Annotated in this window: 24 protein-coding genes and 1 riboswitch; of the genes, 10 read left to right on the forward strand and 14 right to left on the reverse strand. The window is 72.6% G+C overall.

Annotation, left to right across the window (positions count from 1 at the left end):
- The first annotated feature begins 226 nt into the window (after positions 1–226).
- The gene (locus ACZ67M_RS32190) at positions 227–1,477 is read left to right on the forward strand and encodes a glycoside hydrolase family 18 protein (RefSeq protein ID WP_469853817.1); all 1,251 of its coding nucleotides are present in this window, start codon (positions 227–229) and stop codon (positions 1,475–1,477) included.
- A gap of 55 nt (positions 1,478–1,532) precedes the next feature.
- Here the strand turns inward: ACZ67M_RS32190 and ACZ67M_RS32195 are convergent, their stop codons facing one another.
- From ACZ67M_RS32195 to ACZ67M_RS32205, 3 genes are all read right to left on the reverse strand, one after another.
- Entirely contained in the window at positions 1,533–2,192 is a 660-nt protein-coding gene (locus ACZ67M_RS32195; RefSeq protein WP_361366675.1) for a TetR/AcrR family transcriptional regulator, read from the reverse strand.
- Between the two features lie 82 nt (positions 2,193–2,274).
- Positions 2,275–2,415 carry an SCO1431 family membrane protein gene (locus tag ACZ67M_RS32200; RefSeq protein ID WP_161331921.1) on the reverse strand — a complete coding sequence of 47 codons (141 nt, stop codon included), beginning with the start codon at positions 2,413–2,415 and terminating at the stop codon, positions 2,275–2,277.
- Between the two features lie 140 nt (positions 2,416–2,555).
- Positions 2,556–3,941 carry a peptidase C39 family protein gene (locus ACZ67M_RS32205; protein WP_469853818.1) on the reverse strand — a complete coding sequence of 462 codons (1,386 nt, stop codon included), beginning with the start codon at positions 3,939–3,941 and terminating at the stop codon, positions 2,556–2,558.
- Positions 3,942–4,128: 187 nt separating this feature from the next.
- On the opposite strand from ACZ67M_RS32205, the gene ACZ67M_RS32210 reads away from it, so the two are divergent.
- Together ACZ67M_RS32210 and ACZ67M_RS32215 are read left to right on the forward strand one after the other, a co-directional pair.
- A complete protein-coding gene (locus ACZ67M_RS32210) occupies positions 4,129–4,782 on the forward strand; it encodes a uridine kinase family protein (RefSeq protein WP_392014371.1) in 654 nt (217 codons plus the stop codon).
- Between the two features lie 429 nt (positions 4,783–5,211).
- Positions 5,212–7,068: an AAA family ATPase gene (locus tag ACZ67M_RS32215; protein ID WP_361366807.1), complete on the forward strand. Its 1,857-nt coding sequence runs from the start codon at positions 5,212–5,214 to the stop codon at positions 7,066–7,068.
- Here ACZ67M_RS32215 and ACZ67M_RS32220 read toward each other — a convergent pair.
- The 9 genes from ACZ67M_RS32220 to ACZ67M_RS32260 form a co-directional block, all read right to left on the reverse strand.
- A complete protein-coding gene (locus ACZ67M_RS32220; RefSeq protein WP_469853819.1) occupies positions 6,986–8,101 on the reverse strand; it encodes a hemolysin family protein in 1,116 nt (371 codons plus the stop codon). The two genes, ACZ67M_RS32215 and ACZ67M_RS32220, sit on opposite strands and share 83 nt — an antisense overlap.
- Positions 8,098–9,429 carry a hemolysin family protein gene (locus ACZ67M_RS32225; RefSeq protein ID WP_392014368.1) on the reverse strand — a complete coding sequence of 444 codons (1,332 nt, stop codon included), beginning with the start codon at positions 9,427–9,429 and terminating at the stop codon, positions 8,098–8,100. The genes ACZ67M_RS32220 and ACZ67M_RS32225 overlap by 4 nt, the downstream gene beginning before the upstream one ends.
- 206 nt (positions 9,430–9,635) lie before the next feature.
- Positions 9,636–10,103: a PH domain-containing protein gene (locus tag ACZ67M_RS32230; RefSeq protein WP_361366660.1), complete on the reverse strand. Its 468-nt coding sequence runs from the start codon at positions 10,101–10,103 to the stop codon at positions 9,636–9,638.
- 19 nt (positions 10,104–10,122) lie between these two features.
- Entirely contained in the window at positions 10,123–10,980 is an 858-nt protein-coding gene (hisG, locus tag ACZ67M_RS32235; RefSeq protein WP_122617145.1) for an ATP phosphoribosyltransferase, read from the reverse strand.
- Positions 10,981–11,026: 46 nt separating this feature from the next.
- Complete coding sequence (locus ACZ67M_RS32240) at positions 11,027–11,299, reverse strand: phosphoribosyl-ATP diphosphatase (RefSeq protein WP_188340061.1); 273 nt, start codon at positions 11,297–11,299, stop codon at positions 11,027–11,029.
- Between the two features lie 34 nt (positions 11,300–11,333).
- Positions 11,334–11,819: a 6,7-dimethyl-8-ribityllumazine synthase gene (gene ribH, locus ACZ67M_RS32245; RefSeq protein ID WP_161331929.1), complete on the reverse strand. Its 486-nt coding sequence runs from the start codon at positions 11,817–11,819 to the stop codon at positions 11,334–11,336.
- A gap of 24 nt (positions 11,820–11,843) precedes the next feature.
- Positions 11,844–13,133 carry a bifunctional 3,4-dihydroxy-2-butanone-4-phosphate synthase/GTP cyclohydrolase II gene (locus ACZ67M_RS32250; RefSeq protein WP_361366656.1) on the reverse strand — a complete coding sequence of 430 codons (1,290 nt, stop codon included), beginning with the start codon at positions 13,131–13,133 and terminating at the stop codon, positions 11,844–11,846.
- Positions 13,130–13,774 carry a nicotinamide mononucleotide transporter family protein gene (locus ACZ67M_RS32255; RefSeq protein WP_385799436.1) on the reverse strand — a complete coding sequence of 215 codons (645 nt, stop codon included), beginning with the start codon at positions 13,772–13,774 and terminating at the stop codon, positions 13,130–13,132. Before ACZ67M_RS32255 ends, ACZ67M_RS32250 begins: the two co-directional genes overlap by 4 nt.
- Positions 13,771–14,373 (reverse strand): riboflavin synthase, encoded by a 603-nt coding sequence (locus ACZ67M_RS32260; protein ID WP_122617149.1) that lies wholly within the window; start codon positions 14,371–14,373, stop codon positions 13,771–13,773. The genes ACZ67M_RS32255 and ACZ67M_RS32260 overlap by 4 nt, the downstream gene beginning before the upstream one ends.
- Positions 14,374–14,522: 149 nt before the next feature.
- Positions 14,523–14,653: riboswitch (FMN riboswitch) on the reverse strand.
- A 215-nt stretch (positions 14,654–14,868) separates the two neighbouring features.
- On the opposite strand from ACZ67M_RS32260, the gene ACZ67M_RS32265 reads away from it, so the two are divergent.
- The 3 genes from ACZ67M_RS32265 to ACZ67M_RS32275 all read left to right on the forward strand — a co-directional run bounded on the left by ACZ67M_RS32265 (position 14,869) and on the right by ACZ67M_RS32275 (position 18,582).
- Positions 14,869–17,226, forward strand: coding sequence for a chitinase C-terminal domain-containing protein (locus tag ACZ67M_RS32265; RefSeq protein WP_469853820.1), 2,358 nt, complete (start codon positions 14,869–14,871; stop codon positions 17,224–17,226).
- A gap of 160 nt (positions 17,227–17,386) precedes the next feature.
- A complete protein-coding gene (locus ACZ67M_RS32270) occupies positions 17,387–18,151 on the forward strand; it encodes an SDR family oxidoreductase (protein ID WP_392014356.1) in 765 nt (254 codons plus the stop codon).
- Complete coding sequence (locus ACZ67M_RS32275) at positions 18,148–18,582, forward strand: hypothetical protein (RefSeq protein WP_469853821.1); 435 nt, start codon at positions 18,148–18,150, stop codon at positions 18,580–18,582. The genes ACZ67M_RS32270 and ACZ67M_RS32275 overlap by 4 nt, the downstream gene beginning before the upstream one ends.
- A gap of 51 nt (positions 18,583–18,633) precedes the next feature.
- On the opposite strand, the gene ACZ67M_RS32280 is transcribed toward ACZ67M_RS32275, so the two are convergent.
- Positions 18,634–19,821: an ROK family transcriptional regulator gene (locus tag ACZ67M_RS32280; protein WP_469853822.1), complete on the reverse strand. Its 1,188-nt coding sequence runs from the start codon at positions 19,819–19,821 to the stop codon at positions 18,634–18,636.
- Positions 19,822–19,948: 127 nt separating this feature from the next.
- Here ACZ67M_RS32280 and ACZ67M_RS32285 point away from each other — a divergent pair, with 127 nt between their 5' ends.
- Complete coding sequence (locus ACZ67M_RS32285; protein ID WP_469853823.1) at positions 19,949–21,160, forward strand: MFS transporter; 1,212 nt, start codon at positions 19,949–19,951, stop codon at positions 21,158–21,160.
- Positions 21,161–21,303: 143 nt separating this feature from the next.
- Positions 21,304–22,716: a uracil-xanthine permease family protein gene (locus tag ACZ67M_RS32290; RefSeq protein ID WP_467323379.1), complete on the forward strand. Its 1,413-nt coding sequence runs from the start codon at positions 21,304–21,306 to the stop codon at positions 22,714–22,716.
- On the opposite strand, the gene ACZ67M_RS32295 is transcribed toward ACZ67M_RS32290, so the two are convergent.
- Positions 22,698–23,825 carry a glycoside hydrolase family 6 protein gene (locus ACZ67M_RS32295; protein ID WP_392239417.1) on the reverse strand — a complete coding sequence of 376 codons (1,128 nt, stop codon included), beginning with the start codon at positions 23,823–23,825 and terminating at the stop codon, positions 22,698–22,700. The two genes, ACZ67M_RS32290 and ACZ67M_RS32295, sit on opposite strands and share 19 nt — an antisense overlap.
- Positions 23,826–23,999: 174 nt before the next feature.
- Between ACZ67M_RS32295 and ACZ67M_RS32300 the strand changes: the two genes are divergently transcribed.
- The gene (locus tag ACZ67M_RS32300) at positions 24,000–24,695 is read left to right on the forward strand and encodes a DUF5995 family protein (protein WP_361366634.1); all 696 of its coding nucleotides are present in this window, start codon (positions 24,000–24,002) and stop codon (positions 24,693–24,695) included.
- 100 nt (positions 24,696–24,795) lie between these two features.
- On the forward strand, positions 24,796–25,725 hold the full coding sequence (locus ACZ67M_RS32305) for a TIGR03619 family F420-dependent LLM class oxidoreductase (protein ID WP_361366631.1): 930 nt from the start codon (positions 24,796–24,798) through the stop codon (positions 25,723–25,725).
- Positions 25,726–25,733 lie beyond the last annotated feature (8 nt).

The following is a 25,733-nucleotide window of genomic DNA, read 5'->3' on the forward strand; positions in this document are numbered from 1 at the left end:
CTGTGAGTATGCCCGATTGGACGCATGGAGTCACCAGTTAACGACCGCTTACTTCAAGAAAGGGTCCGGCCCGCCACGAAGGGCCGGAATTAGGCCCTCCAGACGGAAAATGGTCCGCACCATTGACCCCACTGGTCTAGTCCTTCTACGGTGACGGCCCGAACGCGTTACCGCGTTCATGCCAATCGGCGCGCGTTTCCCTCTTCCCCCCACGAGGAGACACCCGATGCACGTCCCGCACCTCCCCCGCGCCCGCTCCCTGCGGGCGCTCTTCTCCGCCCTGTGTTCCGTCGCCCTCGGCGCGGGACTGCTGGCCGGCGCCGGCACGGCCACGGCCACGCCTCCCCCGCAGGCGCCCGCCACGCAGGCCGCGGCCGGTTCCAAGGTCGTCGGCTACTTCACCGAATGGGGCACCTACGACCGGAAGTACTACGTCAAGAACGTCGAGACCTCCGGCTCCGGCGCCGAACTGACCCACATCAACTACGCGTTCGGCAACGTCACCGGCGGCAAGTGCGCGATGGGCGACGCCTACGCGGCGACCGACCGCGCGTACACCGCGGCCGAGTCCGTCGACGGGACCGCCGACACCTGGGACCAGCCGCTGCGGGGCAACTTCAACCAGTTGCTGAAGCTGAAGCAGAAGCACCCCGACCTCAAGATCCTCTGGTCCTTCGGCGGCTGGACCTGGTCCGGCGGGTTCACCGAGGCCGCCAAGGACCCGGCCGCCTTCGCCCAGTCCTGCTACGACCTGGTCGAGAACTCCAAGTGGGCCGATGTCTTCGACGGCATCGACATCGACTGGGAGTACCCGGGCGCCTGCGGCCTGAGCTGCGACGAGAGCGGCCGGGACGCGTTCCCGAAGCTGATGAGCGCGTTGCGCGCCAAGTTCGGCCAGGACTACCTGGTGACCGCGGCGATCACGGCCGACGCGACGGCGGGCGGCAAGATCGACGCGGCGGACTACGCGGGCGCCGCCCAGTACGTCGACTGGTACAACCCGATGACGTACGACTTCTTCGGCGCCTGGGACGCCACCGGACCGACCGCGCCGCACTCGCCGCTGACCTCGTACTCCGGCATCCCCAAGGCGGACTACCACTCCTCGGCGACCATCGCGAAGCTCAAGGGCCTCGGCGTTCCGGCCTCGAAGCTGCTGCTCGGCATCGGCTTCTACGGCCGCGGCTGGACCGGTGTCACCCAGTCGGAGCCCGGCGGCACCGCGACCGGCCCGGCGAAGGGCACGTACGAGAACGGCATCGAGGACTACAAGGTGCTGAAGACCAGTTGCCCGGCGACCGGCACGGTGGCGGGCACCGCGTACGCCAAGTGCGGCAGCGACTGGTGGAGTTACGACACCCCGCAGACCATCGCGACCAAGATGTCGTACAAGAACGAGCAGAGTCTGGGCGGGACGTTCTTCTGGGAGCTGAGCGGTGACACCGCGAACGGTGAGCTGATCAAGGCGATCGACTGAACCACCCGGCGCACGGGGGCGGGGGCGGAGGCCGGCTCGGGCCTCCGCCCCTTCGTCAGGTGTCGCGGCGGGCGGGTTCGGGTGCCGGGCAGGCGGGGTCCAGTTCCTCGATGGCGCGCAGGGTGCCGCCGAGCGACTTGACCAGCAGTTCGCGCATGGTCTCGCGGAGCAGTTCGGGCCGGCCGATCCAGTCGAGGGTGGCGCCCTCGACGCTGCACACCCAGGCGAGCAGGCCCATGCGGGCCAGCGGCCCGATGTCGGAGCGGCCGTAGGCCCCCTCCGCGATGGTGGCGACGATGGCCTCGCGCACCCCGTCCCGGATGGCGTGCACCTCGGTGTCGAAGCCGACCCCGCCGCTGACGATGGTCCGGTAGGCGGCCTGGTTGTGCTCGGCGTAGCGCAGGTAGCCGTCGATGGTGCGCTGCACGCGGTCCACCTGCGGCAGTTCGGTGCCCCGGGCGGCGGTGGTGACCAGGTCGGCGACGGAGTCCTGGATGATCGCCAGGTAGTAGCCCCGCTTGGACTGGAAGTAGTAGTAGATCAGCCCTTTGGCGACATGCGCCTGGCGGGCGATGTCGTCCATCGAGAGCGCGTCGTAGGACGTGTCCGCGAACAACCTCCGCCCGATGGCGATGAGTTCGGCGCGACGGGCCAGCGACCGCTCGGTGCCGCGCGCCCGGGGACGGGCGTCGGCACGCTGTTGACTGATATTCAATTTCGACCCTGGTCTCCTACGGGCGGCGGGACATCCGCAGTATGGCAGGTCGGGTCGTGGGCCAGGTCACACGCCGGTCACGTCACAGCAGCCCCAGCTGAACCACGAGCATCGCGACCACCACGACGAGGGTCCAGCCCATGACGTGCTCGAGGATCTTCGGACCGTCGTCCTTGGGGCCGCCGGTACGGACACGGGCGGCGGTGGCGGTGTGTGCGGTCATGGCTTCTCACTGATCTCGGGCGTTCGGTGGACTCCCCCCGCGCTCCTGTCCACCTTGCCACCGACGGCGGCTTTTGCGCCGGAGACCTTGGTCACAGCGAAGGCCCCGGCGGCGGACGCCGCCGGGGCCTTCGAGCGGCGTCAGCGCACGCCCACCGCCGCGAGCGCCCCGCGCTGGCGCGCGCTCGGCTGGGCCGGGAAGTACAGGTAGCAGACGCCGCCGGTGCCGGAGACGACCTTGCCGTCGGCGTTGTACCGCTTGGTCCGCAGCCAGATGTTCTCCCACTCGCGCCGCTTGTAGACGCGCCGCACCGCCTCGTTGTCGTCGGAGGCGGGGTCGTTGGCGATCACGTCCCCGTCGGCGGTGAAGCCGATCACGGTCATCAGGTGGCCCGAGGTGCCGTACCCCGCCCCGGTCAGCTCCTTCTCCAGGAACGACTGGGACGTTATGGCCGGGATACCGGCCGCGATCAGCGTCTCCAGGTCGGTGAGGGAGCCGAGGCGGGTCACCACGCCCTGGAGGCCCTTGAAGGTGGCCGCGTAGGCGGCGTTGAACGGCCAGTTGCCGCAGCCGGAGTACTGGTTGTCGTACGTGTACCGGGCCGCGTGGCAGACCTGCGGGTCGGCGTAGGAGGGGTCGACCCAGGAGAGCTGGTCCTCGGTGAGCCTGCCGCCCCAGTACTCGATGATCATCTGCGAGGAGGTGGGGCTGCACCAGGCCTCGCCGCCGTTGTCGTACTCGGGGTACTGGCCCTTGTGGATCTCCTGCGAGTAGCGCGGGACGCGCAGTTCCCGGGCGAGGCCGGGCGCGGAGGCCGGGACGGTGAAGCGGTCGGGGACGTCGGAGCCCATCGCGCCGACCCGCCAGACGGTGGGCGCGCTCCGGGTGCCGGGGCGGCGGTACAGGGTGAGCCGGAGCCGGTAGGAGGCCAGGCGGAGGTCCGAGGACGCGTCGTCGACCGCGAAGGTGTCCGTCCAGACACTGCTCCTGCCGTCGCCCTGGTCGTCGACCGAGGTGCGGCGGATGTCCTGGTCACCGTCGCCCGCGGTCCAGCGGCCCATCACGTACCAGGGCGTGTCCGTGCCGTCGGAGTAGGTGCCCCGCAGCTCGACCTGGATCCAGGTGCCGCTCGGGGTGTGCGCGTTCCAGGAGGCGATGGCCTCCGTCGAGGGCACGGTGAGCCGGTGGACCGGCGAGGTCCAGGTGGCGTACTCCCAGGCGGCGGTGGTGCCGGTGTGCGGGTCGGTGTAGTCGGTGGTGCCGGCCGGGGTGCCGATCGTCACGCCGGGCCGGGAACCCGCCGCGACCCGGGCTCCCCGGGTGGTACCGCGCCGCCAGTCGCTGTACGTCGTCCAGGCGCGGTAGTCGACCCGGCGGGCGGGGGCGCGGCCGGTGTCCCCGTCGCCACCGCCGGCGCCGGACGCGGCGGCCTCGGCGGCGGCCGGGACCGCGCCACCGACCACGGCGGCCGCGGCGACTGCCGCGGCCAGGACGGCTCTGCGGGACGGCTGTTCGGCTCTGCTCATGGGCGGGAGACCCCCAGGTGTCCGAGTCGGGCGGGTCCGTTGCACGGTCGTGCGCCCACTATGACCGCAGGCGCCCGCTCCTGCCAGCACTTCCGCGCACGCCACGCCACGAACATTGGTGTCGACCTGTGGCGAGAACGGCGAGGTGGGGACGGGTCGGGGGCGCGGTTAGAGTGCGGGGCGAACCGTGTCCGTCCCCTCGCGCCGCACAGGATCCGTCATCCACGACCTCGCCGCCCGGCTCCGCCGGCTTCCGCCCTCCTGCGGGCCCGTGCGCCTGATCGGCGTCGACGGGCACGCCGGTTCCGGGAAGTCCACGTTCGCCGGGCGGCTGGCGGCCGGACTGGGCGGCGCACCGGTGCTGCGCCTCGACGACATCGCCAGTCACGACGAACTGTTCGACTGGACCGATCGGCTGCTCGGCCAGGTGATCGAGCCGCTGCGGCACGGGGACACCGCGCACTACACCCCCTACGACTGGCGGTCCCGGCGCTTCGGGGCGGCGCGTTCGCTGCCGCCCGCGCCGGTGGTACTGGTCGAGGGGGTCGGCGCGGGCCGCCGGGCGCTGCGCCCGCACCTGGCGCTGCTGTTCTGGATGGACCTGCCCGCCGAGGAGGCGTGGGCCCGCGGCCGGGCGCGCGACGGAGCGGAACAGCGGGAGTTCTGGGACGGATGGGTCCCGGCGGAGCGCCGTCACCTCGCGGACGACCCCTCGCGCCCCTTCGCGCACTGCCTGGTACGGCAGAGGGAGGAGGGGTACGAGGTGCTGCCGGGGCCGGCGGGGACCACTTCCGGACCCCACTTTTTCACGCAGGGTGACGGACCGTCGGCAATGTGCTGAACTCGTGAAGATCGCGCCCCGGCAACCCGCGGACGGACCTCAACTCCGCTTGACCCAGGGGCCGTACAGGTCTTACGTTCTGAATGTGCGGTAGTTCGAAGCCGCCGACAGACGCGAAGCCCCCGGTTGTTCCCCCGTGATCGGGGGCTTCGTTCTGCCTGAGCCCGTTTTCCGGGTGCTCCGTGACGCCGGACGCTCACCCTCGGTCACCATCCGGTCGCCTGTTCCAGCCACTCCCACCTCGCGGAACGACGGCTCCCCGCACTCTTCGGAGGACCGGGCGCCGCGGGTACGATGCCCTCGGTGCGACCTACGGGCGGTTGCCGCGCGCACCTGCAACTCCGGTCCTCGGTGCAGCCGTTGACCGAGGCGGCCGACGGGCGACGGCTCGGCGGCATACCGACGGGGGCACGGTACGTGGGGGACGGGATGGACTTCGGCACGCGGGGCCCGCAGGCCCCGGCCGACCTCGCCTGGCTGCGCGGCGTGGACGCCTACACCATGGGGGCCTACCCGCAGGCGGAGGAGGAGTTCCGGACCGCGGTACGCATCGACCCCACCATGGCCGACGGCTGGCTGGGACTGCACGCCCTGCGCGTCGACACCACGAACGCCCTGCTGCGGATGTTCCGCAACCGGGAGCGCTTCGGCGAGCAGCGCGCCCGCCACCGTCGCACCCTCAACTCCTGGTACTGGCTGGGCTGGTGGGTGCAGCCCGTGCTGGAGAACCCGCGCGACCTGCTGCTCGCGCACGCCTCCCACTGGCTGGACGGCCGCCACGTCCCGGAACTGGACCGGGCGCTGGCCGGGCTGCCGCCGGTCGACACCGACTCCCAGGTCCGCTTCCTGCACGCCTGCCGCGCCTACCTCGTCAAGGACTGGGAGCAGCTCGTCCGGCACACCGACCCCCTGCTCGGCGATCCCCTGCTGGGCATCGAGGCCGGCCTCTTCAGCGGCATGGCCCGGGTCCGCCTGGAGATGTTCGGCCAGGCCGAGCCGCTGCTGTCGGCCGCCCTGATGCGGTGCCGCAGCGAGCAGCCCCAGCGCAAGGAGCTGCGCTACTGGCTGGCGCGGGCCCACGAGGGCACCGGCCGCAGCGCCGCGGCCCTCCCCCTGTACCGGGCCGTGCACCGCGTCGACCCGGCGTTCATGGACACCTCGGCCCGGCTGGCGGCGATCGACGAGAGCGACGGCTACGACGACGCCGCCGACCTCGCGGGCCTCGCGGGAGCCGGTGCGGGCGTGGACGGCCTGGACGGTCTTGACCCGCTCTTCGGCACCGAGGAGCGCGACGTCAAGGTCTCCGCGCCCGGGTCCCCGCCGGGCGGACCGCTGTCCGCGCTGAGCGGGCCGCCGGTGCGCCACAAGGCCGACGGGGCCGACCCGGCCCTGCCGACCGGGCCCACCGACCCCGCGTTGCTGGAGGAGGCGCTCGCCGAGCTGGAGCGCATGGTGGGACTGGAGCCGGTGAAGCGTCAGGTCAAGGCGCTGTCCGCGCAGCTGAACATGGCGCGGCTGCGCGCCGGGCAGGGCCTGCCGGTCCAGCCGCCCAAACGTCACTTCGTCTTCTCCGGCCCCTCCGGCACCGGCAAGACCACCGTGGCCCGCATCCTGGGCCGCGTCTTCTACGCCCTCGGCCTGCTCGGCGGCGACCACCTGGTGGAGGCGCAGCGGGCCGACCTGGTCGGCGAGTACCTCGGCCAGACCGCCGTGAAGGCCAACGAACTGATCGACTCCGCGCTCGGCGGCGTCCTCTTCGTCGACGAGGCGTACTCCCTGTCCAACTCCGGCTACGGCAAGGGCGACGCGTACGGCGACGAGGCGCTCCAGGTGCTGCTGAAGCGCGCCGAGGACAACCGCGACCACCTGGTGGTGATCCTGGCCGGCTACCCGGAGGGCATGGACCGGCTGCTCGCCGCCAACCCGGGGCTGTCCTCCCGCTTCACCTCCCGGGTCGACTTCCCCTCGTACCGGCCGCTGGAGCTGACCTCGATCGGTGAGGTGCTCGCGGCCGAGAACGGGGACGGGTGGGACGAGGAGGCACTGGACGAGCTGCGGTCGATCGCCGGGCACGTGGTCGACCAGGGGTGGATCGACGAGTTGGGCAACGGGCGGTTCCTGCGGACGCTGTACGAGAAGAGCTGCGCCTACCGGGATCTGCGGTTGTCGGTCTATCCCGGCGAGCTGTCCCGGGACGACCTGGCTACGTTGCGGCTGCCGGACTTGATGCAGGCGTATGGGGAGGTGCTGTCGGGGCGGGGGCCGCAGGATCCGCCGACCGGGTGAGCTGCGGCGTCACCACCCGGTGGGCCGGGTCCCTGACCTCCCCCACCAGCAGCTCCAGCACGTCCTCCAGGGCGACCACCCCCAGCACCCGGCCGGAGGCGTCCGTCACCTGGGCCAGGTGGGTGGCCGCGCGGCGCATCACCGTGAGGGCCTCGTCGAGGGGCAGTTCGGGGCGGAGCGTGGTCATCGGGCGCCAGAGGTGCTGGGGCACGGCCCGCTCGGACTCCTCCAGGTCGAGGACGTCCTTGACGTGCAGGTACCCCATGAAGGCGCCCTGTCCGGCGGCGACCGGGAAGCGCGAGTACCCGGTGCGGGCGGTGAGCGCGACGATCCGGGCCGGGGTGACCGAGGGACTGACCGTCACCAGGGACTCCCTCTTGAGGAGTACGTCGGTGACCGGGCGGGAGCCCAGTTCCAGGGCGTCCTCCAGGCGTTCCTGCTCCTCCGGGTCGAGCAGGCCGGCCTGGCCGGCGTCCTCCACCAGGCGGTTGAGCTGCTCGCTGGTGAAGACGGCCTCGACCTCGTCCTTCGGCTCGACGCGGAACAGCCGCAGGACGACCCGCGCGCAGGCGCCGAGTGCGACGGTGACCGGTCCGCAGAGGCGGGCGAAGGCGACCAGGCCGGGGCTGAGCCACAGCGCGGCCTTCTCGGGGGCGGCCATCGCGAGGTTCTTCGGGACCATCTCGCCGATGACGAGGTGGCAGAAGACCACGGCGGCCAGCGCGATGACGTAGCCGAGCGGGTGGATCATGCCGTGCGGCAGGTGGATCCACGCGAAGGCGGGCTCCAGCAGATGCGCGACGGTCGGTTCGGCGACGGCGCCGAGCGTCAGTGAGCAGACGGTGATCCCGAACTGGGCGGCGGCCATCATCCGCGGCAGCCGCTCCAGCCCGTACAGCACCTGGCGGGCGCGGGCGGTGCCGAGTGGTTCGATCTGGCTGCGGCGCACCGAGACCAGTGCGAACTCGGCGCCGACGAAGAAGCCGTTGGCGAGCACGAGCAGCGCGGCGAAGAGGAGTTGCAGGACGCTCATCGGGCGGCCTCCGGCACCGGGACCGGCGCCGTGCGCACCAGCCGTATCCGTTCGGCGCGGTAGTGGCCGACCTGGCGGACGGAGAGCCGCCAGCCGGGCAGTTCCGCGCGGTCGCCGACGGCGGGGATGCGGCCGAGCAGGTCGGCGACGAGCCCGGCCACGGTCTCGTACGGGCCGTCGGGCGCTTCGAGACCGACGCGGAGCAGGGCGTCGACGCGGCAGCTGCCGTCGACGTCCCAGGCGGGGCGGCCGTCCTCCGGCGGGGCGGGGGCCAGTTCGGGCGCGTCCAGGCCGTCGTGCTCGTCGCGGACCTCGCCGACGATCTCCTCGACGATGTCCTCCAGCGTGACGACGCCGGCCGTGCCGCCGTACTCGTCGACCACGACCGCGATGGGCTGCTCGCTGCGCAGGCGGGCGAGGAGGGGCCGGACGGGCAGCGTCTCGGGGACGAGCAGCGCCGGACGGGCGATCCGGCCGGTCAGGACGCGCAGCCGGTCGTGGGCGGGGACGGCGAGCGCGTCCTTGAGGTGCACCATGCCGACGATCTCGTCGATCCTCTCCCGGTAGACGGGGAAGCGGGACAGGCCGGTGGCGCGGGTCAGGTTGACCACGTCCTGGGCGGTGGCCGAGGAGTGCAGGGCGCTGACCTTCACCCGCGGGGTCATGACGTGCTGGGCGGTCAGGTCGCCCAGGGACAGGGTCCGCACGAAGAGGTCGGCGGTGCCCTGTTCCAGCGCGCCGGCGCGGGCGGAGTGCCGGGCCAGGGAGACCAGTTCGCCGGGGGTGCGGGCGGAGGCCAGCTCTTCGGCGGGCTCGATGCCGAGGGCGCGGACCAGGCGGTTGGCCACGGAGTTCAGGGCCGCGATCACGGGGTGGAAGAGCCGGGCGAAGGCGTGCTGCGGGCCGGCGACGAAGCGCGCGACCTGGAGGGGCCTGGAGACCGCCCAGTTCTTGGGCACCAGCTCTCCGATCACCATCTGCACCGCCGAGGCCAGCAGCATGCCGACGACGACCGACACGCCGGGAACGGCGCTGTCGGGGACGCCTGCGGCCGTGAACGGGCCGTCCAGGAGCTGGGCGAGCGCCGGTTCGGCGAGCATGCCGACGACCAGGGAGGTGATGGTGATGCCGAGCTGGGTGCCGGAGAGCTGGAAGGACAGCTCCTTGAGGGATTCGACGACCCGGTGGGCCCGCCGGTCACCGTCGGCGGCGGCCTGTTCGGCGTCCGGCCGTTCGACGGTGACGAGGCCGAACTCGGCGGCGACGAAGAAGCCGTTGGCGAGGATGAGCAGGAACGCGGCTGCCAGGAGCAGCAGGGGGGTGGTCATGATGCCGCCGCCTGTGCGGTGTCACAGCAGGGGGCGGCGCAAGTACTGCAGGACGGTCCGTCCATCGCCGGAGGGAGTCACTCCTCGGGTAGCAGGAACCCCCTGCGCACCGGGCGGAGCGGCAGGGGCGAAGACGCGGTGGGCGCGTCTGTCGTTCCCAGATTAATCAGGAAAAGGGCGCCCGCGGCAGGGCTCGCGGCGCGGTGTCAGTCACGCGTCGGATCGGGTTGGGCGCCGGACCGGGCCTCCACGAGGGCGCGCAGGGCGCGGGCGTCGGCGATGGCGCGCTGCTTGGCGATGCCCGGCTGGATGCCGAGCGCGGGCAGGCTGGTGCCGTCGCTGAGGTCGAGGAAGACCCAGGGGTCGCCGTGGCGGAGGTTGACCCGGAGGATCTCGGGCCAGGCCAGGCGCCGCCTGGTGGTCAGGTTGACGACCGTGACGCCCTCCGGGTCGGCGTCGACCCGGGGGCGGGCCATCAGGAGCAGTCCGCCGGCCAGCAGGAGGGCGGTCAGCACGAAGCTGAGGCGCTCCCCCGCTCCGAGGCCGCCGAGCAGCGACCCGACCGCCGTGATGGTCGCGAAGGTAGCGACGGCGAGGACGATCAGGACGGCGCGGGTGCGGCCCGGCCGGAAGGTGACGGGCAGGGCGGGCAGGTCCGGCGTGGTGTCGGGCATGGCGTCGCTCCGGGCGGGCTCAGAGACGGCAGGCGTGGATGGCCGTGGTCAGGATGGCCCGGGCGCCGATCTCGTACAGGTCGTCCATGATCCGCTGGGCCTCCTTGGCGGGGACCATGGCGCGGACGGCGACCCAGCCCTCGTTGTGCAGCGGGGAGACCGTGGGGGATTCGAGGCCGGGGGTGAGCGCGACGGCCTTCTCCAGCTGCTCCACCCGGCAGTCGTAGTCCATCATCACGTAGGTCCGGGCGACCAGGACGCCCTGGAGGCGGCGCAGGAACTGCTGGACCTTGGGCTCGGTGGCCTCGTCGGGCTCGGCGCCCGCGCGGCGGATCACGACGGCCTCGGACTTCATGATGGGCTCGCCGAAGACCTCCAGACCCGCGTTGCGCAGCGAGGTGCCGGTCTCCACGACGTCGGCGATGACCTCGGCGACGCCGAGTTCGATGGCGGTCTCGACGGCGCCGTCGAGGTGGACGACGGAGGCGTCGATGCCCCGGTCGGCCAGGTGGGCGGCGACGATGCCCTCGTAGGAGGTGGCGACGGTGCGGCCCTTGAGGTCCTCGATGCCGCCTGCCGCGCCCGGCTTTCCGGCGAAGCGGAAGGTGGAGCGGGCGAAGCCGAGGGGCAGGATCTCCTCCGCGTCGGCGCCGGAGTCGATCAGCAGGTCCCGGCCGGTGATGCCGATGTCCAGCTTGCCGGAGGAGACGTAGATCGCGATGTCGCGGGGCCGGAGGTAGAAGAACTCGACCTCGTTGGTCGGGTCGACGACGCGCAGTTCCTTGGACTCGCGGCGCTGCTGGTAGCCGGCCTCATGCAGCATGTCCGCCGCAGGGCCGGAGAGGGAACCCTTGTTGGGGACGGCGATGCGCAGCATGAGGTCGGCTTCCTTTGCGTGGAGTGGGGCGGGGAATGTGCTCGGCTTACAGGTGGGCGTAGACGTCGTCCAGGGAGATGCCGCGGGCGACCATCATCACCTGGACGTGGTACAGCAGCTGCGAGATCTCCTCGGCCGCCGCGTCCTTGCCCTCGTACTCGGCGGCCATCCAGACCTCGGCGGCCTCTTCGACGACCTTCTTGCCGATGGCATGGACCCCCTTGCCCACCAGCTCGGCGGTGCGGGAGGTGGCGGGGTCGCCGTTTGCGGCCTTGTGCTGGAGCTCGGTGAAGAGCTCCTCGAACGTCTTATTGGACATGGTGGCGCCCACTTTACGCGTAGTGCCGGCGGGGCTAGCGCCACGGTTCGGATACTGAGCGGAGGGTGGCCGCCGTGGCGACGGCCGCGGTCACCGCCTCGTGTCCCTTGTCCTCGCTGGAACCCTCCAGTCCGGCGCGGTCCAGGGCCTGCTCCTCGGTGTCGCACGTGAGGACGCCGAAGCCGACGGGGACGCCGGTCTCCACGGAGACCTGGACCAGGCCCTGGGTGACGCCCTGGCACACGTAGTCGAAGTGGGGGGTGCCGCCGCGGATGACGACGCCGAGGGCGACGACCGCGTCGTAGCCGCGGCCCGCGAGGACCTTGGCGACCACCGGGAGCTCGAAGCTGCCGGGGACCCTGAGCAGGGTCGGCTCGTCGATGCCGAGGTCGTGCAGGGCGCGCAGGGCGCCGTCCACCAGTCCGTCCATCACCTGGTCGTGCCACTGTGCCGCGACGACGGCGACCCGCAGGTCCCCCACGTTGCGTACGGACAGTTCCGGTGCACCCTTGCCGCTCACGTCACTCCTCGCGTTGCTGCTTGCTTACTGGTTGCCGCAGGTGGACACGGGCTTCGTGTCCAGCCAGGGCAGGTCGTGTCCCATCCGGTCCCGCTTGGTGCGCAGGTACCGGAGGTTGTGCTCGCCGGCCTGGACGGGCATCGGCTCGCGGCCGGTGACGTCGATGCCGTGCCGGACGAGGGCGTCGCTCTTGTCCGGGTTGTTGGTCATCAGGCGGACGGAGCGTACGCCGAGGTCCTGGAGGATCTGGGCGCCGGCGCCGTAGTCGCGGGCGTCGGCGGGCAGGCCCAGTTCCAGGTTGGCGTCGAGGGTGTCCCGGCCGCGCTCCTGGAGTTCGTAGGCGCGCAGCTTGGACATCAGGCCGATGCCGCGCCCCTCGTGGCCGCGCAGATAGACGACCACGCCCCGGCCCTCGGCCTGGATGCGGTCCAGGGAGGCGTCGAGCTGGGGGCCGCAGTCACAGCGCTGGGAGCCGAAGACGTCGCCGGTGAGGCACTCGGAGTGGATGCGGACGAGAACGTCCTTCCCGTCGCCGATCTCGCCGTGCACGAGGGCGACGTGCTCGACGCCGTCGACGGTGGAGCGGTAGCCGTACGCCGTGAACTCGCCGTGCCGGGTGGGGAGGTGGACCTCGGCCTCGCGGCGGACGGTCGGTTCCGCGCTGCGGCGGTAGGCGATGAGGTCCTCGATGGAGATGATCGTCAGACCGTGCTTGCGGGCGAACGGGATCAGCTCGGGCAGCCGCAGCATCCGCCCGTCCTCGCCGGCGATCTCGACGATGGCGCCGGCCGGGCGCAGCCCCGCGAGGCGGGCCAGGTCGACGGCGGCCTCGGTGTGGCCGTCGCGGACGAGGACGCCGCCGGAGCGGGCGCGCAGCGGGAAGATGTGGCCGGGGCGGACCAGGTCGGTGGGTTCGGCGGTGCCGCTCGCGAGGAGCTGGAGGGTGGTGGCGCGGTCGGAGGCCGAGATGCCGGTGCTCACGCCGTGGGCGGCGGTGGCGTCGACGGAGACGGTGAAGGCGGTCTTCATCGACTCGGTGTTGTCGTCGACCATCTGCGGGAGCCGGAGCCGGTCCAGTTCGTCGCCCTCCATGGGGGCGCAGATCAGGCCGCGGCACTCGCTCATCATGAAGGCGACGATCTCCTCGGTCGCCTTCTCGGCGGCGATGACGAGGTCGCCCTCGTTCTCGCGGCTCTCGTCGTCGACGACGACGACCGGGCGTCCGGCGGCGATGTCGGCGACGGCCCGCTCGACCGGGTCGAGGGAGAGGTCGTCGATGCCGTCGGGGCTGTAGAGGAGGGGTGCGGTGCTCATGCGGGCGCTCCTTCCGGGACGGGCCGCGCCGCGGTGCGGGAGCGCAGCCACCAGTCGCGCAGGCCCCACAGGACGAGCGCGCCGTAGAGGACGTAGACGAAGCCGGAGAAGGCGAAGCCGTTGGCGAAGTTCAGCGGGACGCCGACCAGGTCGACCAGCAGCCAGGCGAACCAGAACTCGACCATGCCGCGCGCCTGGGCGTACATCGCGACGACGGTGCCGACGAAGATGTAGGCGTCCGGCCAGGGGTCCCAGGACAGGGTCGGGAAGGCGGTGAACAGGCCGCCCACCGCGAGGGTGCCGGCGGCGGCCGCGGCGGCCAGGACGCCGCGCTCGCGCCAGGTGGCGAACCGGACGGCGATGGAGCCGTCCTGGTTCTGCCGCCGGCCGCGGTTCCACTGCCAGAAGCCCCAGGCGGCGACCGCCATGACGACGATCTGCTTGCCGGCGCTGCCGGAGAGGTGGGCGGTGGCGAAGGCGGTGAAGAGGACGAGTCCGGAGACGAACTGCACGGGCCAGGTCCAGATGGAGCGCCGCCAGCCGAGCGCGAGGCCGAGCAGACCGATCACGTTGCCGATCATGTCGGACCACTTGATGTGCTGGTCGAAGAGCGTGAACGCCTCGGAGTTGAGCCAGTTCACCGGGTGCCTCCCTGGGCGCCCAGCAGCCGCTCGACGTACTTGGCGATGACGTCCACTTCGAGGTTGACCGGGTCGCCGGGCTGCTTGAGGCCCAGCGTGGTCAGGGCGAGCGTGGTGGGGATGAGGCTGACGGTGAAGAAGTCGGGTCCGGCGTCGACGACGGTGAGGCTGATGCCGTCGACGGTGATGGAGCCCTTCTCCACGACGTAGCGGGCGAGGTCCGCGGGCAGGGAGATCTTCACCAGCTCCCAGTGCTCGGAGGGCTTGCGCTCCAGGATCTCGCCGGTGCCGTCGACGTGGCCCTGCACGATGTGGCCGCCGAGGCGGGCGCCGACCGCGGTGGGGCGCTCCAGATTGACGCGGGAGCCGGTGGTGAGGACGCCCAGGCTGGAGCGGTTCAGGGTCTCGGCCATCACGTCGGCGGTGAACTCGTCGCCCTCGTGGTCGACGACGGTGAGGCAGACGCCGTTGACGGCGATGGAGTCTCCGTGCCGGGCCCCCTCGGTGACCACGGGGCCGCGCAGACGGAAGCGACAGGCGTCGTCGAGGGTCTCGACGGCGGTGATCTCGCCCAGCTCTTCGACGATTCCGGTGAACACTTCCCGGGTCCTCCTGCCTCTTCGGGCACGGACTCCGGGGCTGTCGAGAACGACAGAGACCGCGAGCGAGGACACCTGGGGCGACGCCGGACGGGCCCACCCGTGACGGGCGAGCCCAGAGATCGGCGGCGCGCACGAATGCCCGCCCGCCGCGCACTGCCTCCCATCCGGACTTTAACCGTCGGTCCAGGAATTTCACCTGGTCAACCGGTCGCTGGAGGCGACCGGGTCGCGGACTGTAACCGCCGGTTCGGACTTTCACCGACCCCGGAGTGCGCTGCTTCTGGTACAGAGCCAGTGTGCCACGCCTGATCGCCGTCCATGCGGACGGAGTGTGTGGGGTGGCTCACAGAGCGCTTCCCGACCGGGGCTCGACCGCCCCGTACCCCCTCAACTGACCTGCCCGCACCGGGCTTTTCAATTGGTCCATACCTATTGACGCTCTGGTCTAGTCCTCTCTACTGTCTGCGCAACTTCCGTGGAGAGGAACCGACTGTGCCTTCCCCCTCACGTTCCGGATCCCGCCGCCGAGCGAGACCCGCGCTCCTCGCCGCTGCCGCCGCCATCACCGGACTCTTCCTCGCCGGACTCCCGGCGACCGCCTCGCAAGCCGCCGACCAGGAGACCTGTCGCCCGGACGGGCTCTACGAGACCCCCGGCACCGACGTCCCGTACTGCTCGGTCTACGACTCCGCCGGCCGGGAGAAGATGGGCGCGGACCACCCCCGCCGGGTGATCGGCTACTTCACGAGCTGGCGCACCGGCAAGGACGGCAAGCCTGCGTATCTGGCCTCGGACATCCCGTGGGACAAGATCACCCACATCAACTACGCCTTCGCGCACGTCGACGGCGGCAACCGGCTCTCCGTGGGCTCGGACGGCGCGAAGAACCCGGCCACCGGCATGACCTGGCCCGGGGTCGCGGGCGCCGAGATGGACCCGGACCTCCCCTACAAGGGCCACTTCAACCTGCTCAACAAGTTCAAGAAGCAGCACCCCGACGTCAAGACGATGATCTCGGTGGGCGGCTGGGCCGAGACGGGCGGCTACTTCGCGGACGACGGCTCGCGCGTGGACTCGGGCGGCTTCTACTCGATGGCCACCCACGCGGACGGCTCGGTCAACCAGGCCGGCATCGACACCTTCGCGGACTCGGCGGTCGACTTCGTACGGAAGTACGGCTTCAACGGCGTCGACATCGACTACGAGTACCCGACGACGATGAAGGACGCGGGCAACCCGCTGGACTGGTCCTTCGCCAACGGCCGCCGGGCCGGGCTGGTCAAGGGCTACGCGGCGCTGATGAAGACACTGCGCGAGAAACTCGACCGCGCGGGTGCCGCGGACGGCCGGCACTACCTGCTTTCCGTCGCCGCTCCGTCCTCCGGGTACTTGCTCCGCGGCATGGAGACCTTCCAGGTCCAGAAGTACCTCGACTACGTCAACATCATGTCGTACGACCTGCACGGCGCCTGGAACGAGTACGTCGGCCCCAACGCCTCGCTCTTCGACGACGGCAAGGACGCGGAACTCGCCGCCGCGGGCGTCTACTCGACCTCCCAGTACGGCGGCATCGGCTACCTCAACACCGACTGGGCCTACCACTACTTCCGCGGCTCGATGCCCGCGGGCCGCATCAACATCGGGCTGCCGTACTACACGCGCGGCTTCAAGAACGTCACCGGCGGCACCGACGGGCTCTGGGGCCGGGCCCCCGCCACGGACTGCCCGGCCGGATCCGGCCTGACCAAGTGCGGTGACGGCGCGGTCGGCATCGACAACCTGTGGCACGACCTGGACACCGACGGCGAGGAGTCGCCCGCGGGTTCCAACCCCATGTGGCACGCCAAGAACCTGGAGAAGGGCATCGTCGGCGACTACGTCACCGACTACGGCTTCCCCGCCGGCACCCGGCTGACCGGGACGTACACCCGCAAGTACGACGCCACACTGGTCGCGCCCTGGCTGTGGAACGCCGAGAAGAAGGTCTTCCTGTCCACGGAGGACGAGCAGTCGGTGCGGGCCAAGGCGGAGTACGTGGCCGACCGCGGCATCGGCGGCACGATGATCTGGGAACTGGCCGGGGACTACGCCTGGGACGCGGCCGAGGGACAGTACGTGCCGGGTTCGACGCTCACCGACACGATGTACGACACGTTCAAGGCGGCCGCTCCGTACGGCGCCCGGCGCGCCACCACCGAGATGCCGTCCGAGGCGCTGGACGTGGACGTGGAGTTCGGCCAGTTCCCGCTGGGCGACTCCAACTACCCGATCAGCCCCAAGCTGAAGATCACCAACAACTCGGACACGGCGCTGCCCGGCGGCACGGAGTTCCGGTTCGACTACGGCACGTCCGCGCCCGGCAACGCCAAGGACCAGTCCGGCTGGGGCACTTCGGTGGTCCGCAGCGACCACACCGGCGCCAACGTGGGCGGACTCAAGGGCGACTACCACCGGGCCTCGCTGAAGCTGCCCGCCTGGCAGTCGCTGGCGCCGGGGGCCTCCACGACGGTGGACCTCGTGTACTACCTGCCGGTGTCGACGCCGTCGAACTGGACGGTGGCCTTCGGCGGGAAGTCGTACGCCCTGGCGGGTGACCTCGCCCGGGGCACGACCGTGGTCGACCCCGGTTCCCCGAGCCCGACGCCGACACCCACGCCCTCCCCCACCGGCTCCGGGTCGCCCGGCCCGACGGAGTGCGCCGCCCCGGCCTGGGACACGGCCACGGCGTACGGCGGCGGCACCACGGTGTCCCACCAGGGGCACACGTGGAAGTCCAAGTGGTGGACCAAGGGCGAGGAGCCCGGCACCACCGGTGAATGGGGCGTCTGGCAGGACCTGGGGGCCTGCTGACCCCCGGCCAGAACCGGCCCGGCGGCGGTGACGACGGCCCTTGCCCGCCGCCGGGCCACCCAGTCGGTGACCTGCGGAGCGGGACCGGCCTCGACACACTGGACGTGACGACAGGGCGCTCCACCCGGGAGCCCCGCGCGTCCGACAGGGGCTGAGCAGCATGACCGACATCCTGGTGACCGGCGGCACCGGCACCCTCGGCCGGCTCGTCACCGAACGGCTGCGCACGGACGGGCACGAGGTGCGGGTGCTGAGCCGGCACAGCCCGCCGTACGCCGTCGACCTGCGCGAGAACGGTGGCGGACTGGACGCGGCGCTCGGCGGAGTGGAGACGGTCGTGCACTGCGCGACCTCACCGCGCGGTGGTGACGAACGGGCGGCCTCGAACCTCGTCGCGGCGGCGCGGCGGGCCGGGGTGGCCCATCTGGTCTACATCTCGATCGTCGGCGTGGACCGGGTGCCCTACGGCTACTACCGGTCCAAGCTCGCCGTCGAGCGGATGGTCGAGGAGTCGGGGCTCGGCTGGACCGTGCTGCGGGCGACCCAGTTCCACGACCTGGTCGCGCAGGTGCTCCAGGCGCTGGCCAAGGCGCCCGTCCTGCCGCTGCCGGCCGGGATCCGCGACCAGCCGGTCGAGGTGGCGGAGGTGGCCGGCCGGCTCGCCGCACTGGCCGCCGGCGCGCCCGCCGGACGGGTGGACGACATGGGCGGCCCCGAGGTGCGGACGTTCGAGTCGCTGGCCCGCGCGTATCTGCGCGCGACGGGACGCAGGCGGGCCGTGGTGAAGGTGCCGCTGGCGGGGAAGACTTACCGGGCGTTCCGCGAGGGCGGGCACCTGGCGCCCGGGCGGGCGGTCGGCACGGGCACGTTCGAGGAGTATCTGGCGGCACGGTTCGGCGGCGGGGAGGACGGGCGGCGCGGATGAGCCAACGCGCTTGGCTGCGGGCGGGTCTCGGTCTGCTGGCCGGTACGCAGGTGGTGCTGGGGCTGTGGATCGTGCTGCTGCCCGAGCTGTTCTGGAAGTGGCCCTGGGTGTCGCACCTGCCGCCCTACAACGAGCATCTGCTCCAGGACTTCGGCGGCACGAGCCTCGCGCTCGCCGTGGTGCTGTGTGCGGCGGTGGCGGCGATGGAGCGGCGTCTGGTGCTGACCGCGCTGGTGGCCTACCTGGTGAACTCCGTCGCCCATCTCCTGTTCCACGCCCGGCACCTGGAGCCCCTGTCCGCGGCGAGCGCCGCGGGTTTCATGGCGCTGCTGGGAGCGGCGGTCCTGCTGCCCGCGGTCCTGCTGTGGCTGGCGGCGGACGGGTCGGCCTTCGGCGGCGCGGACGCGGAGGCGCGACGGCCGGCACCCTGACCGCGCGCCGGCGGCTCGCGGAAACGGTGAGGGGCGGACGCCTCCGCGGGGCTACCGCTCCGGCGGGGCGAACAGGTCGTCCTGGGCCCGGTCGCGGGCGGTGAGCAGCGCGCCGCGCAGGACGGCGCCGCCGCCCAGGGTGCTGGGGCGCACCTCGGTGGCGAGGGGTGACATCCGGGTGAGGCGGTCCTGGACGCGGGTGGCCAGGGCGTCGGCGCCCGCCCGGCCGATCTCGCCGGCCAGCACCAGGCAGCCGGGGTCGAGGACGGAGACGACGGCGGCGGCCCCGAGGACGATCCGGTCGGCGAGCGCGTCCAGGAAGGGTTCGGCGCCCGGGGCGGAGCCGCGCACCGCCTCCCGGACCAGGGCGGCCGCGTACGGCTCGGGACCGGCCGGGGCCGCGGTGAGGCCGTGCTCCGCGGCGAGGGCGGTCACCGCCGCCGCCCCGGCGACGGAGTGGAAGCCGCCGTCGCAGTCGGTGGCGGACGGCAGCCCCGACGTGCCCGGCACCGGCATGAAGCCGATCTCGCCGGCACCGCCGGAGACGCCCCGGCGCAGCGTGCCGTCGAGGACGACGGCGGCGCCGATGCCGAGGCCGAGCCACAGGAGCACGAAGGTGTCCCGGTCCCGGGCCGCGCCGTCGCGCTGCTCGGCCAGGGCGGCGAGGTTGGTCTCGTTCTCGACGCCGACCCGCGCCTCGGGGAACTTCTCCTGGAGCGCGGTGGTCAGCCGGCGGTGCCACGCGGGCAGGCCGCTGGAGTCGCGGAGTTCACCGCTGGCCGGGTCGATCAGGCCGGGCGCGCCGATGCCGACGGTGTGCAGCCGGTCGGCGCCGGCCTCCTTCGCCGCGCGCTCGACCAGGCCCACCGCCTGCTCCACCGCGGGCCCGGTGCCCGAGTCGTCGTCGATCGGCGCGGACGCCTCGGCGAGCACCCGGCCGACCAGGTCGGAGACGAGCACGGCGACGCCCTCGGTGCGGACGTCGAGGGCGGCGAGGTGGGCCCGTCCGGCGACGATTCCGTAGAGCCTGGCGTTCGGACCCCGGCGCTGCTCGCCCGACTCCCCCGCCACCTCGATCAGCCCGGAGGCGGTGAGGCGTTCGACGAGGTCGGCCACGGTGGGCCGGGACAGGCCGGTCAGCTGCTTCAACTGCCCTGCCGTCAACGGGCCCTGTCGCTGGAGCAGGTCGAGGGCGAGCCGGTCGTTGATGGCCCGGGCGGTGCTCGGGGATGCGGGCATGCCGGGATCCTTCCAGATCGGCGGCGCTGGGGCGCGCGCCGGTATTCCACTATCTATCAGGCAGGGTCCCTGATAGTTTACGCCGCGGCCGGCGGCTCGCGCGGCAACGGAGACGGAGGGGTGGACCATGAGCAGAGTGACCTACGGGCAACGCGAGGTGATGCGGTCCCGGTATGCCGTGGCGGCCGTGTTCGCCGTGCACGGCGCCGTCACCGGCTCCTTCGCGACCCGCGTGCCGTGGATCCAGGACCACGCCGGGGTGAGCGCGGGCCAGTTGGGGCTGGCCCTGGCGTTCCCGGCGCTCGGCGCGTCCGTCGCGATGCCGCTGGCGGGCAGCGTCAGCCACCGCTTCGGCGCCCGCACCGCGCTGCGCGGTCTGCTGGCGCTGTGGACGCTGGCGCTGGTGCTGCCCTCCCTCGCCCCGAACCTGCTCACCCTGTGCCTCGCCCTGTTCGTCTACGGCGCCACGGCGGGCATGTCGGACGTGGCGATGAACGCGCTCGGCGTCGAGACGGAGAACCGGCTCGACCGGTCGATCATGTCCAGCCTGCACGGCATGTGGAGCGCGGGCGCGCTGATCGGATCGGCCGCCGGCACGCTCGCCGCCCACCTGGGCGCGGACGCCCGGCTGCACCACGTGCTGGCCGCCGCGGTGCTGACCGTGACGGGCCTGGTCGCCTGCACGTGGGTGCTGGATCTCCAGCCCGCCGAGGACGAGGAACCGCCCCCGCGGTTCGCGCTGCCGCCCAGGTCGGCGCTGCTGATCGGCGCGGTCGGGTTCTGCGCGGTGTTCGCGGAGGGGGCGAGCCTGGACTGGTCGGCGGTCTATCTGCGGGACGAGCTGGAGACCTCGGCCGGGCTGGCGGCGGCCTGCACGACCGGGTTCACGCTCACCATGGCGCTGGCCCGGCTGGCCGGCGACAAGGTGGTGGACCGGTACGGCGCGGTGCGGGTGGTGCGGGTGAGCGGCGTGCTGGCCACGCTCGGCGGTCTGCTCGTCGTCGTGGGGGGCCGTCCGGCGGTGGCGATGACCGGTTTCGCGCTGATGGGCCTCGGCATCGCCGTGGTCGTCCCGCTGTGCTTCGCCGCGGCCGGCCGGGCCGGGTCCAACCCGAGCCTGGCCATCGCGGGCGTCGCCACCATCACGTACACCTCGGGGCTGGTCGCCCCGAGCGCGATCGGCGGGCTGGCCCAGGCGACCAGCCTGGTGGTGTCGTTCGGTCTGGTGACCGTGCTGGCCTGCTGCCTCGTCGTGTTCGCGAAGGTGCTGCGCGTCGGGGACCGGGACCGCCCGAAGATCAGCCCGTCGAACGCGGGCGTGCCCGACCGGCAGACCTGAGGAGCGCCGCCCCGGGGCCGGTCCGCCGGGCGACGGCCACCGGGAAGGCGCTGGTCAGCCGGGGGGGGTGGGACGTGAGCGGGGCCGGTGTCCCTGACAATGGTCCGGACCGTCCTCACGTACAGAGAAAGCGAAACCTCACCATGGACCTCGGCGTGCGCTGGAAGCTGCACGGGGACGGGAAGACCCCCGCCCCCGGAGCGGTGGTCCGCCCGGACGAACGGCTCTCGTGGCCCCGCACGGCCGGGCTCGGCGCCCAGCACGTGGTGGCCATGTTCGGGGCGTCCTTCGTGGCTCCGGTCCTGATGGGCCTGGACCCCAACCTGGCGATCATGATGTCGGGCGTGGCGACCGTCATCTTCCTGCTCGCCACCCGCGGCCGGGTACCCAGCTACCTGGGCTGCTCTCTCTCCTTCGTCGGCGTCGCCGCGGTCATCCGGGCGCAGGGCGGCACCAGCGCCACGGTGACCGGCGCGGTCCTGGTGGTCGGCGCCGCGCTGTTCCTGGTGGGTCTCGCCGTGCAGCGCTTCGGGGCGCGGATCATCCACGCCGCGATGCCGCCGATCGTCACCGGTGCGGTGGTGATGCTGATCGGCTTCAACCTGGCTCCGGTCACCGCGTCCACCTACTGGCCGCAGGACCAGTGGACGGCGTTGCTGGTGATGCTGTTCACCGGTCTGGCCGTGGTCTGCCTGCGCGGTTTCTGGTCCCGGATCGCGATCTTCCTGGGGCTGGTCTTCGGCTACCTCCTGTCCTGGGTGCTCGACCTGGCCTTCGGGAAGATCCACTCGGTGGACGGCAGCGGCAAGGTCACCGACCACTGGCGCCTCGACCTGTCCGCCGTGGGCCAGGCCGACTGGATCGGCCTGCCGTCCTTCCACGGGCCGAGCTTCGAGTGGTCGGCGATCCTGGTCGCCCTGCCGGTCGTCATCGCGCTGGTCGCGGAGAACGCCGGGCACGTCAAGGCGGTCGGCGAGATGACGGGCGACCCGCTCGACGACAAGCTGGGCACGGCGATCTCCGCGGACGGCGTCGGCTCGATGCTGTCCACCGCGGTGGGCGGCCCGCCCAACACCACGTACTCCGAGAACATCGGCGTGATGGCCGCGACCCGGGTCTATTCGACGGCCGCCTACTGGGCCGCCGCGGGATTCGCCCTCCTCTTCGGCATCTGCCCGAAGTTCGGCGCGGTCGTGGCGGCCATCCCGGGCGGTGTCCTCGGCGGCATCACCGTCATCCTCTACGGCATGATCGGCCTGCTCGGCGCCCAGATCTGGGTCAACGCCAAGGTGGACCTGCGCAACCCGCTCAACCTGGTGCCGGCCGCCGCGGGCATCATCATCGGCGTCGGCAACGTCAGCATGGAGTTCACCGACACCTTCTCGCTCAGCGGCATCGCGCTCGGCACCCTGGTCGTCATCACCGGCTACCACGCGCTGCGGGCGTTCGCCCCGGCCCATCTCAAGACGCAGCAGCCGCTGCTCGACGAGGGGACGTCCTCGTACGACGAGAAGGGCGGGGGCGACGATCCGGGCGCTCAGCGCGCCAGGTCGTAGGCGTACGACGGTGTGAAGGTGCCCGGCTTCCCCCGGCAGCCGTCGGACTCGCCGGGCAGCTTGACCCACAGGTAGGCGTCGACGCGTCCCATGCCGGTGTGCAGGGTCGGCGCGCGCCCGAGGCTGCGGCCGGCCGGGTCGCACCACTCGCCGTCGGACGGCGCGCCGTTGCCGTTGCGGCTGGTGTCGATGACCGCGCCGAGGCTCGGCGGGCCGCCGAGGGCGTCGAGGACGGCGCGGTCGTGGGCGACCTCGTCGGCGGTGGCGTGGAAGTTGGAGACGTTGCTGAAGACGCCGTCGGAGGAGTCGGGCGAGGCGGCGCCGGCCTGTTTCAGCCACGCCGCCTGCCGGGCGGGCGCGTGCCAGCCCGAGTGGCCCGCGTCGAAGTAGACCCGGGCGGCGGGATTGGCGTCCTTCAGCACCCGCCCGGCCCGGGCCAGGGAGGCGAAGCGGTCGGCCCGCTCCCCCGCGGACAGGCAGTCGGCCTGCGCGACCGAGTCGGGCTCCAGGATCACGATGACCTCGCGGGAGCCGAGCCCGGCCGCGAACCGGTCGATCCAGTCGTCGTAGGCGTCCAGATCCGGCGCCCCGCCCTGGGAGTGGCCGCCGCAGTCGCGGTCGGGTATCGCGTACGGCACGACGACCGGCACCCGGCCCCGGGCGGCGCCCCCGGAGGTGACGGCGCTGACCCGGGAGGTGAGGGTGGCGGGCGTGTAGTCCGCGAACCAGACGGCGGCCGGGTGGCCGGCGACGCGGGACGCGATGACGTCCCGGCGCGGATCGCCGGGGTGGGTCCGGACCCAGTCCAGGACCTGGGACTCGGGGTGCCGGTAGAGCAGGGTGGCGGGCTCGGCCGTACGGGACGGCGCCGTCCGGGCCGTCCGCGCCGGGGAGGGCGCACCGCTCGCCTTCCGCACCGGGGGCGAGGCGGAGACCGGCGCCGAGGCCGATTCCGAGGGCGACGGCACGGCGGGCGGGGGCTTCGGCCACGGCGTCCGCGTCACGGCCGGGCGGGCCTCCTCCGCACCGCCGCCACCGTCGTCGCCGAGCGCGGTCAGCATGCCGGTCGCGGCGCCCACCGCGACCACGACGGACGCCAGTCCGGCCATCGCGCCGCGCCGGGCGGCGCGTCCGCGCTCCACCCCGCGGGCGGCCCGGCGCCGGGCACGATGGCCTGACACGTACGGTTCCCCCTCCCCCGCGCGGCGGGCGCGTTCCCCCGTTCTGGGGAAGCGCCGGGCCCGCCGGCACTGCCGTCACCCTAAAGCTGCGACGCTGCCGCCATGGCCCACTGCGAGCAAGTACCGACGGCCGTCCGGACGGTGGACTCGGTGCTGACCCGGATGCGCGCCCTCGACGCGGCGCTGCCCGGCCGGGACGGGGTGGCGGTCTTCAACCGCGTCTACCTCGCCGTCACGGAGGAGGTCGACCGGCACATCGACAGCGGCCGGTTCACGGACGCCCGGGCGGCGATCGCGCTGGACGTGCGGTTCGCGGAGCGGTTCCTGGACGCCGTGGACGCGGCGGCTCAGGACCGCCGTCCGCCCGCGTGCTGGCGGCCCGTGTTCCAGTTCCGCCGCCATCCCGGCGTACGCCCGGTGCAGTTCGCGCTGGCGGGCATCAACGCGCACATCGGTCACGATCTGGCGCTGGCCGTGGTGGACACCTGCCGTACGCTCGGCTGCGAACCCGCCGACCTGGAGGACGAGTTCGACCGCGTGGGCGATCTCCTCGTCTCGCTGGAGGAGCGCGTGCGCGACGAGCTGATGCCGGGCCCCGACCTCCTCCAGATCGCCGACCCGCTGACGCATCTGCTCGGTTCCTGGAGTCTGGACCGTGCCCGCGACGCGACCTGGGCGGCGGCCCGCGCGCTGTGGGCGCTGCGCCGGCTGCCGGACGTCGCCGGGGAGTTCACCGAACGGCTGGACGCGGCCGTGGGCTTCGCCGGACGCATGCTGCTGACCCCGCTGCCGGACTGAATCCGGCCGCCGCCGGTGCGAGCGGGGCAACCGCGGCCCGTTCGTTGTACGTTGCAAGCATGCGCGACATCGCACCCCGACTGCGAAGGAGCACCCAGGCATGACGATCCGGCTCGGACTCGGCCTCCCCCAGATGCGCCAGTACGACATCGGCAAGGACGTCCCCGACGTCGCCCGCGCGGCGGAACGAACGGGTTACGACAGCCTCTGGGTCTTCGAACGGGCCCTGTTCCCCGAACCCGCCACCCAGGGGCTGTACGGCATCGAGGGCCTGCCCTGGCCCGACGAGTACCGCAACGTGGCGGAACCGCTGGTCACCCTGGCCCTCGCCGCGGCGGCCACCGAACGGGCGGAGCTGGGCTCCAGCGTCCTGGTGGCCCCGCTGCACGTGCCGTTCCAGCTGGCCAGGACGCTCGCCACACTGGACGCGGCCAGCGGCGGCCGGGTGGTCGCGGGCTTCGGCACCGGCTGGTCCCACGACGAGTACGCGGCGGCCTCCGTGCGGCCGTTCGCCGAGCGCGGTGCCGCCCTGGACGAGCTGATCGGGGTGTGCCGGGCCGTCTGGGGCCCGGACCCGGTGGTCTACGACGGTCACGTCACCAGGATCGCGTCGGCCGTGGTCGGGCCCAAGCCCGCCCGGCCGATCCCCATCCTGCTGGCCGCCGGCAGCGGCCGGGCCCGGCGCCGCCTGGTCGACCACGCCGACGGCTGGCTGCCCACCGGCGTCGGCGCCGACGCGGTGGCCGCGCAGTGGCGGCGGCTGCGCGAGCTGGCCGACGAGCGCGGACGCACCGCGCCGATCCGGACCTCGCTGCGGGTCAACGCCCGCTACTCCCCCGCGACCGACGACAGCGCCGAGCGCCGCCCGTTCCACGGCAGCGTCGACCAGATCGTGGCGGACCTCGCCGAGTACAGCGACCTCGGCCTCGACGAGGTCCTGCTCGACCTCCAGAGCACCCTGCGGGACGCCGAGGAGCTGAAGGACGTCGCCGCCCAGGTGTACGAGAAGGCCCGGGCGGCCGGCGTCTGAGCGGACCC

This window comes from Streptomyces sp. NPDC107500 (assembly GCF_055582785.1).

What these genes read in the sequence shown, in the direction of transcription:
- ACZ67M_RS32190 (WP_469853817.1), top strand. Translation starts at nt 227, where the DNA reads ATGCACGTCCCGCACCTCCCCCGCGCCCGCTCCCTGCGGGCGCTCTTC.
- ACZ67M_RS32200 (WP_161331921.1), bottom strand. Translation starts at nt 2,415, where the DNA reads ATGACCGCACACACCGCCACCGCCGCCCGTGTCCGTACCGGCGGCCCC.
- ACZ67M_RS32205 (WP_469853818.1), bottom strand. Translation starts at nt 3,941, where the DNA reads ATGAGCAGAGCCGAACAGCCGTCCCGCAGAGCCGTCCTGGCCGCGGCA.
- ACZ67M_RS32215 (WP_361366807.1), top strand. Translation starts at nt 5,212, where the DNA reads ATGGACTTCGGCACGCGGGGCCCGCAGGCCCCGGCCGACCTCGCCTGG.
- ACZ67M_RS32220 (WP_469853819.1), bottom strand. Translation starts at nt 8,101, where the DNA reads ATGAGCGTCCTGCAACTCCTCTTCGCCGCGCTGCTCGTGCTCGCCAAC.
- ACZ67M_RS32225 (WP_392014368.1), bottom strand. Translation starts at nt 9,429, where the DNA reads ATGACCACCCCCCTGCTGCTCCTGGCAGCCGCGTTCCTGCTCATCCTC.
- ACZ67M_RS32230 (WP_361366660.1), bottom strand. Translation starts at nt 10,103, where the DNA reads ATGCCCGACACCACGCCGGACCTGCCCGCCCTGCCCGTCACCTTCCGG.
- hisG (WP_122617145.1), bottom strand. Translation starts at nt 10,980, where the DNA reads ATGCTGCGCATCGCCGTCCCCAACAAGGGTTCCCTCTCCGGCCCTGCG.
- ACZ67M_RS32240 (WP_188340061.1), bottom strand. Translation starts at nt 11,299, where the DNA reads ATGTCCAATAAGACGTTCGAGGAGCTCTTCACCGAGCTCCAGCACAAG.
- ACZ67M_RS32250 (WP_361366656.1), bottom strand. Translation starts at nt 13,133, where the DNA reads ATGAGCACCGCACCCCTCCTCTACAGCCCCGACGGCATCGACGACCTC.
- ACZ67M_RS32270 (WP_392014356.1), top strand. Translation starts at nt 17,387, where the DNA reads ATGACCGACATCCTGGTGACCGGCGGCACCGGCACCCTCGGCCGGCTC.
- ACZ67M_RS32275 (WP_469853821.1), top strand. Translation starts at nt 18,148, where the DNA reads ATGAGCCAACGCGCTTGGCTGCGGGCGGGTCTCGGTCTGCTGGCCGGT.
- ACZ67M_RS32280 (WP_469853822.1), bottom strand. Translation starts at nt 19,821, where the DNA reads ATGCCCGCATCCCCGAGCACCGCCCGGGCCATCAACGACCGGCTCGCC.
- ACZ67M_RS32285 (WP_469853823.1), top strand. Translation starts at nt 19,949, where the DNA reads ATGAGCAGAGTGACCTACGGGCAACGCGAGGTGATGCGGTCCCGGTAT.
- ACZ67M_RS32290 (WP_467323379.1), top strand. Translation starts at nt 21,304, where the DNA reads ATGGACCTCGGCGTGCGCTGGAAGCTGCACGGGGACGGGAAGACCCCC.
- ACZ67M_RS32295 (WP_392239417.1), bottom strand. Translation starts at nt 23,825, where the DNA reads ATGGCCGGACTGGCGTCCGTCGTGGTCGCGGTGGGCGCCGCGACCGGC.
- ACZ67M_RS32300 (WP_361366634.1), top strand. Translation starts at nt 24,000, where the DNA reads ATGGCCCACTGCGAGCAAGTACCGACGGCCGTCCGGACGGTGGACTCG.
- ACZ67M_RS32305 (WP_361366631.1), top strand. Translation starts at nt 24,796, where the DNA reads ATGACGATCCGGCTCGGACTCGGCCTCCCCCAGATGCGCCAGTACGAC.